At 62.7% G+C, this 15,568-nt stretch carries 12 protein-coding genes; 9 read left to right on the forward strand and 3 right to left on the reverse strand.

What is annotated here, in order from left to right:
- Position 1: 1 nt before the first annotated feature.
- The 3 genes from tssK to tagH are packed head-to-tail and all read right to left on the reverse strand — an operon-like array spanning position 2 to position 3,249.
- A complete protein-coding gene (gene tssK / locus C4J90_RS26225; RefSeq protein WP_124364998.1) occupies positions 2–1,336 on the reverse strand; it encodes a type VI secretion system baseplate subunit TssK in 1,335 nt (444 codons plus the stop codon).
- 18 nt (positions 1,337–1,354) lie between these two features.
- Positions 1,355–1,864: a type VI secretion system lipoprotein TssJ gene (gene tssJ / locus C4J90_RS26230; protein ID WP_124364999.1), complete on the reverse strand. Its 510-nt coding sequence runs from the start codon at positions 1,862–1,864 to the stop codon at positions 1,355–1,357.
- Positions 1,865–1,920: 56 nt separating this feature from the next.
- Positions 1,921–3,249, reverse strand: coding sequence for a type VI secretion system-associated FHA domain protein TagH (tagH, locus tag C4J90_RS26235; protein ID WP_124421126.1), 1,329 nt, complete (start codon positions 3,247–3,249; stop codon positions 1,921–1,923).
- Positions 3,250–3,638: 389 nt separating this feature from the next.
- Here tagH and tssA point away from each other — a divergent pair, with 389 nt between their 5' ends.
- From tssA to C4J90_RS26280, 9 genes are all read left to right on the forward strand, one after another.
- Positions 3,639–4,655, forward strand: coding sequence for a type VI secretion system protein TssA (gene tssA, locus C4J90_RS26240; protein ID WP_124421127.1), 1,017 nt, complete (start codon positions 3,639–3,641; stop codon positions 4,653–4,655).
- A gap of 54 nt (positions 4,656–4,709) precedes the next feature.
- On the forward strand, positions 4,710–5,216 hold the full coding sequence (gene tssB / locus C4J90_RS26245) for a type VI secretion system contractile sheath small subunit (RefSeq protein WP_003195557.1): 507 nt from the start codon (positions 4,710–4,712) through the stop codon (positions 5,214–5,216).
- Between the two features lie 2 nt (positions 5,217–5,218).
- Positions 5,219–6,715, forward strand: a complete 1,497-nt coding sequence (gene tssC / locus C4J90_RS26250; RefSeq protein ID WP_065953261.1) for a type VI secretion system contractile sheath large subunit — start codon at positions 5,219–5,221, stop codon at positions 6,713–6,715.
- A 148-nt stretch (positions 6,716–6,863) separates the two neighbouring features.
- The gene (locus C4J90_RS26255; protein ID WP_005792512.1) at positions 6,864–7,352 is read left to right on the forward strand and encodes a type VI secretion system tube protein Hcp; all 489 of its coding nucleotides are present in this window, start codon (positions 6,864–6,866) and stop codon (positions 7,350–7,352) included.
- 78 nt (positions 7,353–7,430) lie between these two features.
- A complete protein-coding gene (gene tssE, locus C4J90_RS26260) occupies positions 7,431–7,946 on the forward strand; it encodes a type VI secretion system baseplate subunit TssE (protein ID WP_042945974.1) in 516 nt (171 codons plus the stop codon).
- On the forward strand, positions 7,943–9,802 hold the full coding sequence (gene tssF / locus C4J90_RS26265) for a type VI secretion system baseplate subunit TssF (protein WP_124421128.1): 1,860 nt from the start codon (positions 7,943–7,945) through the stop codon (positions 9,800–9,802). The genes tssE and tssF overlap by 4 nt, the downstream gene beginning before the upstream one ends.
- The gene (gene tssG / locus C4J90_RS26270) at positions 9,766–10,809 is read left to right on the forward strand and encodes a type VI secretion system baseplate subunit TssG (RefSeq protein WP_124421129.1); all 1,044 of its coding nucleotides are present in this window, start codon (positions 9,766–9,768) and stop codon (positions 10,807–10,809) included. The genes tssF and tssG overlap by 37 nt, the downstream gene beginning before the upstream one ends.
- Positions 10,802–13,456, forward strand: a complete 2,655-nt coding sequence (gene tssH, locus C4J90_RS26275; protein WP_124421130.1) for a type VI secretion system ATPase TssH — start codon at positions 10,802–10,804, stop codon at positions 13,454–13,456. Before tssG ends, tssH begins: the two co-directional genes overlap by 8 nt.
- 158 nt (positions 13,457–13,614) lie before the next feature.
- Positions 13,615–15,558: a type VI secretion system Vgr family protein gene (locus C4J90_RS26280; RefSeq protein WP_124421131.1), complete on the forward strand. Its 1,944-nt coding sequence runs from the start codon at positions 13,615–13,617 to the stop codon at positions 15,556–15,558.
- Positions 15,559–15,568: the final 10 nt, after the last annotated feature.

Genomic DNA, 15,568 nt, shown 5'->3' on the forward strand with positions numbered 1-15,568 from the left:
TTTATCCTCGGATCGCCCAGAAGGCCAGGTTCAAGCCCGGGAACTGCCCGGCGATGTGGAAGGCGAAACCGCCGGAATTGCTCAACTGCTGCCAGTGCTCGCTGCCCCGGTCCAGCTCGTAATAGGTGCTGCCCGCGTGATACGGCAACTGGCGTGGCGCCACCGGCAACGGCAGCAGGCCAATGCCCGGCAACTGCAGGTTGACCAGGTCGCGGATGTGCTCCACCGAGCCGACCTTGCTCTGCTGGCCGAAGCGCGCACGCAGGGTTTCGCCGGGCACGTCGGCACGCACCACGAGGATGAAGCTGGCGTTGTCGAGCAGGGTCTTGTCGGCCAGCATCGCCACGTGGATGCCGTAGGCCTTCTCCACAATCGGGATCGGCGTGGCCTTGCTGTCGATCAGCATCGACAGCGCTTCGCGCAGGGCCGCCATCACCGGGGCGAAGCTCAGGGCCAGGTCGTCGTGCTGGTAGTGCGGGTATTCCTGGGGGCGCCGGCTGGAGGTGGAAAACGTCGAAAACTCACCGGCAAGGCTGACCAGCTCGCTGAAGAGGCGTTCCGGGTGCAGCGGGCTCAACTGGCTGAAGTGCTGGATCAGCGGCTGGGCGCGGTTGACCAGTTGCAGCAGCATGAAGTCGGCGATTTCCGAAGCGCCACCGGCACCCGAGGCCACCACACGACCGGCCAGGGCTTCGCCACGTTGGTGCAACAGGCCGAGCAACTCACTGCGAAATGCGCTCAGCGGTTTGCTCGCGGCCACGTCCAGCACCGGCGGAATGTAGCTGTCATCGAGCACCAGTGCGCGGTCGGCGCGCTTTTCCTTGATGCGCACCAGGCCAATGGCGGCGTAGTCGCTGATGCCGTCCTGGGCGGTCAGCAAACGCAACGCCCGCGAGCCCACGGCCACCGGCGCGCGGTTTTCGAAGGGTGCGTTGTCGTCGCGCACTTCACGCACCTGGCTCACGTAGCGCGCAGCTTCGAGGGCCTCGCCGGCATCCACCGTGTCGCGCGCGCCGGCGCGTTTGAGCGGCAGGGCCAGGTACACCAGGCCGTCGCGCAGGTTATCGTCGATATTCAGCGGGCTCGGCGCCAGGTCGTCCTGGGGAATATTGAATGGCGTGCCGTCCGGCAACAGGCCACGCGCCGACACAATGGCCAGCTTGCCCTGGGCGAGCAGGCCCTGGTCGATCAGCAACTCGGAAAACCCCCAGGCGCCAGCGGACAGGGGACGACTGCGGGCGTCGATCAGGTTTTCCAGGTAACGGTCATGCTGCTGGAAGTGCTGCGTTCCGATGAACATGCCTTCCGACCAGACCACGCGATTGTTCCAGGACATGGGGGCTCCGATTGCTTGTTAGTGGGCTGGGCTGGCGGGGGTAGCCACGACGTCTGCGCGCACAGCACGCACATCGAGGCTGATCTGATATTCGGTGTATTGGCGCGGCGGCACGTTGATAACGGTGCGCCATTGCGCGCGGTCCAGCTCGCGATAGCCCACCAGCAGGCCGATCTGGCGCGTGGCCGGGTCGAGATCGCGCTGGATGCTCAGCTGTTGGCCGGGCTGGATCACCACTTCGTCCTGGTCGAGCAGGTCCAGGCCAAGGGTGGATTGCGCACGATCGGCCAGGGCGAAGTAATCGGAGCGGGCGAAGGTGGCGGCGTTTTTCAGCTCGAAAATACGCACCCGTACCGGGGCGGCCTGGCCATTGGCGCCGGGGTTGAGCCCGGCAATCGCGTGAAAATGCAATTCGACGGCAGCCGTGTCCGCTTCAGCCTCGGCAGCGGCTTCGGGTTTGGCCGCGTCCTTGGCACACGCCGCCAGCAGCAGCGCGGTGGCGGCTACGAGTAAAAACCTGGGAATCATCCTGTGTCCTCAATGACGTGTTTAGCTATCCGTTTTATCCATCAGTGCGACGCGGTTCAGCGTCGCTGTCGTGCGCTGTGCTCTTCGTAGGCCCGGCTGAATTCGCGGCCGAACAGGTCCTGGAAATCTTCCTGGGCCTCGCGGGAAATAGTGTTGTAAAGCTCGGTGAATTGCTGCCAGTACTGGGCCTGGCGCGAGCCGTTGAAAATACTCGAGAGGCCAGCGGGCTTGCCCATGCGCTCTTCCAATTGCGCCGGTTCAAAGCGCAGCAGCAGGTGCTTGAGCGAGGCTTCCACGCCGGCCATCACCGCCAATTGGTGGGTGCGCAGGTCGTCGAAACTGTCACGTACCGCGACATCAGGCGCCATAAACGCCTGGTTGCCGTGACGAAGCAGCAGCAGTAACGCTTCGTCGGCATTCGGGGCGAATTTCAACGGGTTGTTTTCGGCGGGGCGGATCATGGTTTGCTGCATGCGAAATTCGCCCTTGAGGCTGGCGCGGGCACGCAATACGTCGATCAGGCCTTCGACCATCAGCCGGTAGCTGCGGCCGATGCTTTCCATCTGGGCGCAGGCAGCGGCCTGGTCCAGGCGCATCTGATCGAGGCCGGCACCGCGCAGAAAGGCTTGCAGCAGGTCGGGCTGTGGCTGGGCGTCGCCGTCGGGGCGCGCAACAGGCTCAACCACGGGCGGCGGTGGGGGCATCGGCGCGGGAGCTGGCGCGGCATTGACGAGCGGCGCGGGCGCGTCGCCAAACGGGTCCCAGTCTTCGGGAATCACCGAACCTTGTACCACCGGTGTGTCGACAACCGGCACGGCGACCGGCTCCGGCGCACGGAAGTCGTGTTGTTCGGACGGCACATGGTCCGCCACGGTGGGCGGTGGCACGGCGGCGGGGCTGAGGAAGTCGAACAGATCCGGCAGGGTTTCCATCGACGAGGCGCCATGGAACTGCGGCGCGATCATTGGCGTCGGCGCGGGCGGGCTCGCCACCGCGCCCATCAGCGCTTCAAAGCTGTTCGGCGACTCACCGGCAAACGGCTGGCTGTCGACGGCCTGCACGTTGAAATCAATACGCGCCTGGATTTCGTAATCGCCGATCCGGATCAGCTCGCCATCCTGCAGCGGCTCGCTGTTACCCCGGCGCAAACGGATACCGGCGTTAACCAACTCCACGCCGTTGGTGCTGTTATCGGTCAGGTAATAACGGCCATCTTTGTATTGAATAATGCAATGTTGGGAGGAGACGAGGCGCTCGGGGTCGGGCAGTACCCAGTCGTTTTCCGAACTGCGGCCGATCGCCATCGAGCCCTGGTTCATGGACTTTTCGGAGCACTGCCCAGGGGTAATCTTGTGATAACTAGTGATAGTCAAACACAGCGACATCTTGCCTCCTTGCTGATACATCGCGCGCGGTCGATCCAAGGGCTACGCTTGCCTGGATACTCCGCCAGGTCGTGGGGACGACCGTCTAAATCTGCAATTGCCAGCATGATCGCTGATCTTATCTGGCTTGCATGACAAAAATCCTCTGCGGGCGCACGGTTCGACCCACCAGTCGCGCAGGTTGTTAAACACCGCACATCTGTCACAGAGGGCGAATAGCTTACCTTGACAAGGCATAAGTACTACACCAAAAATGCACAACTTCTTGAACATCAATGATGGCACGATAGTGGCACTCTGATGGTATCACCAAGAACATGCAAAGTTCACCGCGCAACTAATGCATGCATTGCCCGGCATCTAACGGGCTGATAGGGAGATCGAACTCAGTGGATGTGCCATTGTTGCTCACCGCCGTTTCCGCGTCCTCGCCCTGTGGCGAAGACATGGAATATGACGCGCAATTTCTGCAATTGGAACGTGATGCCAAGGGCCAGCCCGAGCGCAGCATGGGCGATTCGATCCTGCCCGCTGAGCCACCCGAATGGCGCAGCATCCAGCAGCAGAGCCTCGACTTGCTGCAGCGCAGCAAAGACCTGCGCATCACCCATTTCCTGCTGCAAAGCTCGCTCGCCCTGCAAGGCGTGGTCGGGCTGGCCGACGTCCTGACCCTGATCGATGCGTTATTGCGCCAATACTGGGCCGACCTGCACCCGCGCCTGGATGCCGATGACGATAACGACCCCACCGTGCGCATCAACGCGCTGTCCGGCTTGACCGGCGACACCACGATTCGTCTGCTGCGCGAGAGCATCCTCACGCGTTCGCGCACCTTTGGCCCGGTGAGCCTGCGCGCCGCGTTGAACGCCAGCGGCCTGCTGAGTTTTCCCGATGAACAACTGGGCGCCCAGCAACTCAACGCCGCGTTCCTCGACAGCGACCCGGAGCAACTGCAGGCCACCCGCGACGCCTTGAGCGCGGCGCGTGCCGCCTGCGAAGCCATCGAACAACAGGTCAACGAGCAGGTCGGTTCCGCCCGGGGCGTGGACCTCAGCGCGTTGAAACAGCCGCTCAAGCAGGCCTTGCAACTGCTCAACCAAGCGGTGCCAGGCACCGACAGCAGCAGCGAACCCGAGGCCGTCAGTGAAGACAAAGCTCCCTCGGTGAACTACGCCGCCCCCGCAGCACCCCGTCCTGCCGGCGATATCGCCAGCCGCGATGAGGTGCTGCGCAGCCTCGACAAAATCCTTGCGTATTACACCCGGCATGAGCCTTCGAGCCCGCTGCCGGTGCTGTTGAACCGCGCGAAGAATCTGGTGCACGCCGATTTCGCGGCCATCGTGCGCAATCTGATTCCCGACGGCATGTCCCAATTTGAAAACCTGCGCGGCCCAGACAGCGAGTAAGCCGCCGGACCGTGCAGTAACAACACCGTCGCTCAAGCGACCAGGAGCAGCAACGTGGCGAAGCAAAGTTCTCAGAAATTCATCGCGCGCAACCGCGCGCCTCGAGTGCAGATCGAGTACGACGTCGAGCTCTACGGCGCCGAGAAAAAGGTCCAGCTGCCCTTCGTCATGGGCGTGATGGCCGACCTCGCCGGCAAGCCTGCCGAGCCGCTGGCACCCGTGGCCGACCGCAAGTTCCTTGAAGTGGACGTCGACAACTTTGACTCCCGCCTCAAGGCCATGCAGCCACGCGTGGCGTTCCACGTACCCAATGAGCTGACAGGCGAAGGCAACCTGAGCCTGGACATCACCTTCGAAAGCATGGACGACTTCAGCCCGGCCGCCGTGGCGCGCAAGGTCGATTCCTTGAACCAGCTGCTCGAAGCCCGCACCCAACTGGCCAACCTGCTGACCTACATGGACGGCAAGACCGGCGCCGAAGAAATCATCATGAAGGCGATCAAGGACCCGGCACTGCTCCAGGCACTTGCCAGTGCGCCCAAGCCTGCAGGGGAGCAGTAAGCATGACTGACAATACCGTTCGCGAAGGCGCGTCCAACCTGGGCGCCACCGAAGAAACCAGCGAGTTCGCCTCGCTGTTGATGCAAGAATTCAAGCCTAAGACCGAGCGCGCCCGCGAAGCCGTGGAAACCGCCGTGCGCACCCTGGCCGAACAGGCTTTGGCGCAAACCGACCTGGTGTCCAACGACGCGATCAAGTCGATCGAATCGATCATCGCCGCCATCGACGCCAAGCTCACCGCCCAGGTCAACCAGATCATCCACCATCAGGATTTCCAGCAGCTGGAAAGCGCCTGGCGTGGCCTGCACTACCTGGTCAACAACACCGAGAGCGATGAGCAGCTGAAGATTCGCGTGCTCAACATCTCCAAGCCGGACCTGCACAAGACCTTGAAGAAATTCAAAGGCACGGCGTGGGACCAGAGCCCGATCTTCAAGAAGATGTACGAAGAAGAATACGGCCAGTTCGGCGGCGAACCTTACGGCTGCCTGGTAGGCGACTACTACTTCGACCAGTCGCCGCCCGATGTGGAATTGCTGGGCGAGCTGTCGAAAGTCTGCGCCGCCATGCACTCGCCATTCATCGCTGCGGCTTCGCCGACCGTGATGGGCATGGGCTCGTGGCAGGAACTGTCGAACCCGCGCGACCTGACCAAGATCTTCACCACCCCGGAATACGCCGGCTGGCGCTCGCTGCGTGAATCGGAAGATTCGCGCTACATCGGCCTGACCATGCCGCGCTTCCTGGCGCGCCTGCCGTACGGCGCCAAGACCGACCCGGTGGAAGCCTTCGCCTTCGAAGAAAACACCGACGGTGCCGACAGCTCCAAGTACACCTGGGCCAACGCCGCGTACGCGATGGCGGTGAACATCAACCGTTCGTTCAAGCACTACGGCTGGTGCTCGCGCATCCGTGGCATCGAGTCCGGCGGTGAAGTGGAAAACCTGCCGGCCCACACCTTCCCGACCGACGACGGTGGCGTGGACATGAAGTGCCCGACCGAAATCGCCATCAGCGACCGCCGTGAAGCGGAACTGGCGAAGAACGGTTTCATGCCGCTGCTGCACAAGAAAAACACCGACTTCGCCGCGTTCATCGGCGCCCAGTCGTTGCAGAAACCGGCCGAATACGATGACCCGGACGCTACCGCCAACGCCAACCTGGCCGCGCGCCTGCCGTACCTGTTCGCCACCTGCCGTTTCGCGCACTACTTGAAGTGCATCGTGCGCGACAAGGTCGGCTCCTTCAAAGAGAAGGACGAAATGCAGCGCTGGTTGCAGGACTGGATCCTCAACTACGTCGACGGTGACCCGGCGCACTCCACCGAAACCACCAAGGCCCAGCATCCCTTGGCAGCCGCCGAAGTGATCGTGGAAGAAGTGGAAGGCAACCCGGGGTACTACAACTCCAAGTTCTACCTGCGTCCGCACTACCAGCTCGAAGGGCTGACGGTGTCGTTGCGTTTGGTATCGAAGCTGCCTTCGGCCAAGAGTGCTTAAGTAACTCGCTCGTTCCCACGCTCCGCGTGGGAATGCCGCCCGGGGACGCTCTGCGTCCCAGTAACGCAGAGCGTCACAGGATGCGTTACCACGCAGAGCGTGGGAACGATCACCAAATCAAGTGGCCAGGGCCACACAGGGAGAAAACATGGCTGTTGATATTTTCATCAAGATCGGCGACATCAAGGGCGAGTCCATGGACAAGGCCCACAAGGACGAGATCGACGTGCTGAACTGGAGCTGGGGCATGGCCCAGTCCGGCAACATGCATGTGGGCGGTGGCGGCGGCGCGGGCAAGGTGAATATCCAGGACCTGTCGCTGACCAAATACGTCGACAAGGCGTCGCCGAACCTGATGATGCACTGCGCCAGCGGCAAGCACATCGACAAGGTCAAGCTGACCGTGCGCAAGGCCGGTGGCGAAAGCCAGGTCGAGTACATGGTGATCAACCTGGAAGAAGTCCTGGTGACCTCGCTGAGCACCGGCGGTTCAGGCACCGATGACCGCCTGACCGAGAACGTCACCCTGAACTTCGCCCAAGTGATGGTCGACTACCAGCCGCAGAAAGCCGACGGCACCAAAGACGGCGGCGCGATCAAGTTTGGCTGGAACATCCGTTCCAACACCAAGCGCTGATAGCCCTTGTGACCGTGGTTTCACGCCACGGTCGCAAACCTTATGTTCCTCTCGCAACCCGTCCGTGGAGCTGCTTTGGTGGTAACTGAAATCGCTTCCCGCGACCGTCTGCAACCGTCCCTGCTGGACCGGCTGACCGACGACGACCCAACCAATCCAAAGGAAAGCGCCGACAAACGCGTGCTGTCCCTGACCCAATTGAAAGCCTCGGTATTACGCGACCTGGCGTGGCTGCTCAACACCACGTCGTTGCTCGATGCCGATGCCACGCTGCACACCCCGGCCGGCACCTCGGTGGTCAATTACGGCCTGCCGGCGCTGGCGGGCAACAGCGTTTCCAGCGTGGACATCAAGGCCCTGGAAGCGCTGATCTACCAAGCCATCGCGACGTTCGAGCCGCGCATCCTGCGCCACACGCTGCGCGTCAAAGCCCGCGTCGGCCAGGGTGAAATGAACCACAACGCCTTGAGTTTCGAGATCGAAGGCGACCTGTGGGCCCAGCCGGTGCCGTTGCGCCTGCTGCTGCAAACCGACCTGGACCTGGAGTCCGGCCATGTGCGTGTAGTGAACGCCGACCAACGGAGGCGCCCATGAACCCGCGCCTGCTGGAGCTGTACAACCAGGAATTGCACCACGTGCGCGAAAGCGCCGCCGAGTTCGCCAAGGAATACCCGAAGATCGCCAGTCGGCTGACCCTGTCCGGCATGGACTGCGCCGACCCGTACGTCGAACGCCTGCTCGAGGGCTTTGCCTACCTCACCGCCCGCGTGCAGCTCAAGCTCGACGCCGAGTACCCGACCTTCACCCACAACCTGCTGGAAATCGCCTACCCGCATTACCTGGCGCCCACCCCGTCGATGACCGTGGTGCAACTGCAGACCGACCCCGACGAAGGCTCCCTCGCCAGCGGCTTCCCCCTGCCCCGCGACACGGTACTGCGCGCCGCCCTGGGCCGTGAAACCCAGACCTGCTGCGAGTACCGCACCGCGCACCCGGTGACGCTGTGGCCGTTGCAGGTGAGCAATGCTGAATACTTCGGCAACCCTGCCGCCGTGCTCGGCCGCCTGGCCGCCAGCGAACCGAAAGCCAAGGCCGGTTTGCGCCTGACCCTGCGCACCGGCGCCGAGTTGCCATTCAACAGCCTCGACCTGGATAACCTGCCGCTGTACCTCAGCGGCGCCGATGAGCAACCGTTCCGCCTCTATGAACAATTGCTGGGCAACGCCTGTGCGGTGTTCGCACGCAAGCCCGGCGGTGATTGGGTTGAGCGCTTGCCTCAGGACGCCTTGCGCTCACGGGGCTTTGACGATGCCGACGCGGCCATGCCGGTGGTAGCGCGTGCGTTCCAGGGCTATCGGTTGTTGCAGGAATACTTCGCCCTGCCCCACCGCTTCCTGTTCGTTGAATTCGCCGAACTGAGCCGTGCGGTCAAACGCTGCGACGGCCAGGAGTTGGAACTGATTGTGCTGTTCGACCGTCACGAACCGAGCCTGGAGGGCAGCGTCGGCGCGGCGCAGTTCCTGCCGTTCTGCACGCCGGCGATCAACCTGTTCCCCAAGCGCGTGGACCGCATCCATCTGTCCGACCGGGTCAACGAACACCATGTGATCGCCGACCGCACGCGGCCGATGGATTTCGAGATTCATTCGTTGAGCGGCATCACCGGCCATGGCACCGGGCCGGAGCAGCCATTTTTGCCGTTTTACGCGGTGCGCGATCCCTCCCGCTACGGCCGCGACCAAGCCTATTACACGGTGCGCCGCGAACCGCGTGTGCTGTCCAGCGACCAGCGCCGCAACGGCCCGCGTTCCACCTATGTGGGCAGCGAAACCTTCGTCAGCCTGGTGGACAGCCGGCAAGCACCGTACCGCCATGATCTGCGCCAGTTGGGCGTGACCGCACTGTGCACCAACCGCGACCTGCCGCTGTTCATGAGCGTGGGCAACGGCAAGACCGATTTCACCCTGGCCGACAGCGCCCCAGTGCTCTCGGTGCGGTGCGTCGCAGGTCCCAGCCGCCCGCGCCCCAGCCATGCCCACGATGCCAAGGCCTGGCGGCTGATCAGCCAGTTGTCGCTCAACTACCTTTCCTTAAGCGAACAGGGCCAGGGCGCCGGTGCCTTGCGTGAGCTGTTGCGCCTGTACGGCGACAGCAACGACGCCGCCCTGCAATTGCAGATCGAAGGCTTGCGCGACGTCAGCAGCAAGGCGGTGACCCGACGCCTGTCAATGCCGGGCCCGATTGTGTTTGGCCGCGGGTTAGAGATCACCCTGGAATTCGATGAAAACGCGTTTCGCGGCACCGGCGTGTTCCTGCTTGGTGCGGTGCTGGAACGCTTCCTGGCACGCTACGTGTCGATCAACAGTTTTACCGAGACGGTGATCCGTACCACCGAACGCGGCGAGATCATGCGATGGAAAGCCAAGCCCGGACGTCGTCCGACCCTGTGAGTACCCTGGACGCGATGCACCAGGAGCCCTGGGAATATGACTTCTTCCAGGCGCTGCGGCGTATCGAGTGCGAATCACCAGACCTGCCGCGCCTGGGCCATTCCCTGCGCCTGGCGGATGACCCGCTGCGCCTGGGGCAACAGGCCGATTGCACCTTCGCCCCGGCCACGCTGGCCTCGGTCGTCCCCGGCACTGATGGCAAGCCGGCGCGGCTGGAGCAGTTCTTCTTCGGCCTCGGCGGCCCCAACGGCCCGCTGCCGCTGCATATCACCGAGTACGTGCGCGAGCGCCAGCGCAACAATGCCGACAGCACCAGCAAACAGTTCCTGGATGTGTTCCACCATCGCCTGCTGACCCTGTTCTACCGGGCCTGGGCCGAGGCACGCCCGACGGTCAGCCATGACCGCCCGGATGATGACTACTGGTCCGCACGCCTCGCCGCCTTGAGTGGCCGCGGCATGCCGAGCTTGCTCAACCAGGGCTTGATCCCCGACACGGCGAAGCTGCATTACAGCGGCCACCTGTCGGCGCAGACCCGTTACCCGGATGGCTTGAAGGCCATCCTCAGCGAGTACTTCAGCTTGCCGGTGGAAATCGAAGAATACGTCGGCCAGTGGCTGGAATTGCCCGAACGCAGCCGCGTCGGCGTCAGCGCCAACCGGCTCGGCGTGGATTTTTGCCTGGGCAGCCATGTGTGGGACCGCCAGCACAAATTCCGCATTCGCCTCGGGCCGCTGAAACTCGACGATTACATGGGCATGCTGCCCGGCCACCAGCCGTTCAACGAGCTGGTGGCGTGGGTCGCCGAGTACCTGGGCCATGAACTGGACTGGGACTTGAACCTGGTTCTGCAACAACCCGAAGTCCCGGCGCTGCAACTCAACGGCCAGTTCCGCCTGGGCTTCAACACCTGGCTCGGCCAACCTGCGCATGACGCCAACGACCTAATCCTGGCACGGCATTACGCCGATCACGCCACCACCTCAAGGAATCCAGAGCATGGGTGAAATCAGTCGCGCCGCACTGTTCGGCAAACTCAACAGCGTGGCCTACAAGGCCATCGAAGCCGCCACCGTGTTCTGCAAACTGCGGGGCAACCCGTATGTGGAACTGGCCCACTGGTTTCACCAGTTGCTGCAACTGCAGGATTCGGACCTGCACCGCATCATCCGCCAGTTCAACGTGGAGCCGGCGCGCCTGGCCCGCGACCTCACCGAAGCCCTGGACCGCCTGCCGCGTGGCTCGACCTCGATCACCGACCTGTCGTCCCATGTGGAAGAAGCCGTGGAGCGCGGTTGGGTGTACGGCAGCCTGATGTTCGGCGAAAGCCAGGTGCGCACCGGTTACCTGGTGCTGGGCATCCTGAAAACCCCGAGCCTGCGCCATGCGCTGCTGGGCTTGTCGGCCGAGTTCGACAAGATCAAGCCCGAGGCCCTGAGCGAGCGCTTTGATGAATACGTCGGCGACTCACCCGAGAATGCCCTCGGCGCCAGCGATGGTTTCAATGCCGGTGTTCCCGGCGAAGCCAGCGGCGCCATGGCCCCCAGCGCGATGGGCAAGCAGGAAGCGCTCAAGCGCTTCACCGTCGACCTGACCGAACAGGCGCGCAGCGGCAAGCTCGATCCGATCGTGGGGCGTGATGAAGAGATTCGCCAACTGGTGGATATCCTCATGCGTCGGCGCCAGAACAATCCGATCCTCACCGGTGAAGCCGGGGTGGGCAAGACAGCCGTGGTCGAAGGTTTCGCCCTGCGCATCGTCGCCGGCGATGTACCGCCGGCGCTCAAGGACGTGGAACTGCGCAGCCTCGACGTGGGCTTGCTGCAAGCCGGCGCGAGCATGAAAGGCGAGTTCGAACAGCGCCTGCGCCAAGTCATCGAAGACGTGCAGGCCTCGGCCAAGCCAATCATCCTGTTTATCGACGAGGCTCACACCCTGGTCGGTGCCGGTGGCGCTGCCGGTACTGGCGATGCGGCCAACCTGCTCAAGCCTGCCTTGGCCCGTGGCACCTTGCGTACCGTGGCCGCCACGACCTGGGCCGAGTACAAGAAGCACATCGAAAAAGACCCGGCCCTGACCCGCCGCTTCCAGGTGGTGCAAGTTGCCGAGCCGTCGGAAGACAAAGCGCTGCTGATGATGCGCGGCGTAGCCTCGACCATGGAGAAACACCATCAGGTGCAGATTCTCGATGAAGCCCTGGAAGCCTCGGTGAAGCTGTCCCATCGCTACATCCCCGCGCGCCAGTTGCCAGACAAATCCGTGAGCCTGCTGGACACCGCCTGCGCCCGCGTCGCCATCAGCCTGCACGCGGTGCCTGCCGAAGTGGACGACAGCCGCCGCCGTATCGAAGCGCTGGAAACCGAACTGCAAATCATCGCTCGAGAACATGCGATCGGCATTGCGATTGGCGCGCGTCAAACCAACAGCGAAGCGTTGCTGAGCGCCGAGCGTGAGCGTCTGGCCACTCTGGAAAACCGTTGGGCCGACGAGAAAGCTTTGGTGGATGAGCTGCTCGCCACCCGCGCGACGCTGCGTGAAAAAATCGGCGAAGTCGACAGCGGCAACGACGAATTGCGCGCCCAACTGGTGGACCTGCAACAGCGCCTCAGCGCCCTGCAAGGCGAAACCCCGTTGATCCTGCCCACCGTGGATTACCAGGCCGTGGCCTCGGTGGTCGCCGACTGGACCGGTATTCCGGTGGGCCGCATGGCGCGCAACGAACTGGAAACCGTACTCAACCTCGACCAGCACCTCAAGAAACGCATCATCGGCCAGGACCACGCCCTGCAGATGATTGCCAAGCGCATCCAGACCTCCCGCGCCGGCCTCGACAACCCGAGCAAGCCGATTGGCGTGTTCATGCTGGCAGGCACCTCGGGTGTGGGCAAGACCGAAACCGCCCTGGCCCTGGCCGAAGCCATGTACGGCGGCGAGCAGAACGTGATCACCATCAACATGAGCGAATTCCAGGAAGCCCACACGGTTTCCACCCTCAAAGGTGCGCCACCGGGCTATATCGGCTATGGCGAAGGCGGCGTGCTGACTGAAGCGGTGCGGCGCAAACCCTACAGCGTGGTGCTGCTGGACGAGGTGGAAAAAGCCCACCCGGATGTGCATGAAATCTTCTTCCAAGTGTTTGACAAGGGCGTGATGGAAGACGGCGAAGGCCGGGTGATCGACTTCAAGAACACCTTGATCCTGCTGACCACCAATGCCGGTACCGAGCTGATTTCCCGCGTCTGCAAAGACCCGGCGAACATCCCCGAGCCCGAGGAAATCGCCAAGGCCCTGCGCCAGCCGCTGCTGGAGATTTTCCCACCCGCGCTGCTCGGCCGCCTGGTAACCATTCCCTATTACCCGCTGAGCGACGAGATGCTCAAGGCGATCACTCGCCTGCAACTGAACCGCATCAAGAAGCGCGTGGAGAATACCCACAAGGTCGCCTTCGACTACGACGACGCGGTGGTCGACCTGATCGTCTCACGCTGCACCGAAACCGAAAGCGGCGGGCGCATGATCGACACCATCCTGACCAACAGCCTGCTGCCGGACATGAGCCGTGAATTCCTCACGCGCATGCTCGAAGGCAAGGCGCTGGCGGGGGTGCGCATCAGCAGCCGGGATAATGAATTGCACTACGACTTCAGCGATTAACCTGACGAAATACTGCTCAAAATGTGGGAGGGGGCTTGCTCCCGATAGCGGTGCACCAGTCACCCAATGTATCAACTGACACACTGTTATCGGGAGCAAGCCCCCTCCCACATTTGGATTCGGTTTCTTCAGTTATTTAGTCATTTACAGGTTAACCGATGCTATTCAACCAAGCCTCACGCCTGGCCAAAATCACCAGCCCTCTCGGGCCGGATGTGCTGCTGCTCAATGAAATGGGTGGCGGTGAAGAGTTAGGAAGGCTGTTCAACTATGAGCTGCAACTGACGTCCCTGGACGCCAACATCGACCTCAACCAGTTGCTGGGCAAGCCAATGAGCGTCGGCCTGCAACTGGCCGACGGTGGCGAGCGGCACTTTCACGGCATCGTCGCGCGCTGCAGCCAGAACATCGACCAAGGCCAGTTCGCCAGTTACCAGGTGACGCTGCGCCCCTGGCTGTGGCTGCTCAGCCGCACCTCCGACTGCCGGATTTTTCAGAACCTGAGCATCCCGCAGATCATCAAGCAGGTGTTCCGCGACCTGGGTTTTTCCGACTTCGAAGATGCCCTGAGCCGGCCGTATCGCGAGTGGGAATACTGCGTGCAGTACCGCGAGACCAGCTTCGATTTTGTCAGCCGCCTGATGGAACAGGAAGGCATCTACTACTTCTTCCGCCACGAGCAGGACCGTCACGTGCTGGTGCTGGCCGACGCCTACGGCGCCCACACCACGGTGCCCGGCTACGCGTCGATCCCGTATTACCCCAAGGACGAGCAGCAGCGCGAACGCGACCATATGCATAACTGGCACCTGGCGCAGGAGGTGCAGCCGGGGTCGCTGGAGCTCAACGACTACGATTTCCAACGCCCCAGCGCCAGCATCGACGTGCGCTCGGCCATGCCGCGCCCGCACACCGCCGGCGACTATCCGCTGTACGACTATCCCGGCACCTACGTGCAGAGCGCCGACGGCGAACACTACGCGCGCACCCGTATCGAAGCCCTGCAAACCCTGCATGAACAGATCGAGTTCGCCGGCAACGCCCGTGGCTTGGGTTCGGGCCACCTGTTCAGCCTCACCGGCTTCAGCCGCCAGGACCAGAACCGTGAATACCTGATCGTCGGCTGTCGCTACTACATCGTTCAGGAAAGCCTGGAAAGCGGCGGCGGCTCAGGCGGCGCGCAGTTTGAAAGCAGCCTCACCTGCATCGACGCCCAGCAAAGCTTCCGCCCGCTGGCCAACACCCACCGCCCCGTCGTCAAAGGCCCGCAGACCGCACTGGTGGTGGGCCCCAAGGGCGAGGAAATCTGGACCGACCAATACGGCCGCGTGAAGGTGCACTTTTACTGGGACCGCCACGACCAGTCCAACGAAAACAGCTCGTGCTGGATCCGCGTGTCGCAATCCTGGGCCGGCAAGAACTGGGGCTCGATGCAGATCCCACGGATCGGCCAGGAAGTGATCGTCAGCTTCCTCGAAGGCGACCCGGACCGACCGATCATCACCGGGCGTGTGTACAACGCTGAGCAAACCGTACCTTACGACCTGCCGGAGAACGCGACCCAGAGCGGCATGAAAAGCCGCTCCAGCAAAGGCGGCACGCCGGCCAACTTCAATGAAATCCGCATGGAGGACAAGAAGGGGTTGGAGCAGTTGTACATCCATGCCGAGCGTAATCAGGACATCGTGGTGGAGGTGGATGAGAGCCATTCGGTGGGGCATGACCGGAATAAGAGTATTGGGCATGACGAGGTGGTGACCATCGGCAACGACCGTGTACGCGCAGTCAAGCACGACGACATGCTCATGGTGGGGTTCAGCAAGACAGACGCCATCAGTAAAAGCTACCTGATCGAAGTGGGCGAAAACCTGCGTTTGGTCTGTGGCAAAAGCGTGCTGGAGCTCAATGCCAGCGGGCAGATCAACCTCACTGGTGTTCAGATCAATGTGTACTCCGAAGGCAGCTCTGAAATTAATACAGGGGGCAAACTGCACCTGAATATTGGCGGTAAAGGCGGTACAACCCCCATGGGCCAAGGGGTCAAGGGCGACATCGACGCTGCCGTCAACTCCATGTTCCCCAAGCCGTCTTCCGGCCAATAACGAGAACTGT

This window comes from Pseudomonas sp. R2-60-08W (assembly GCF_003852335.1).
Lineage (GTDB): Bacteria > Pseudomonadota > Gammaproteobacteria > Pseudomonadales > Pseudomonadaceae > Aquipseudomonas.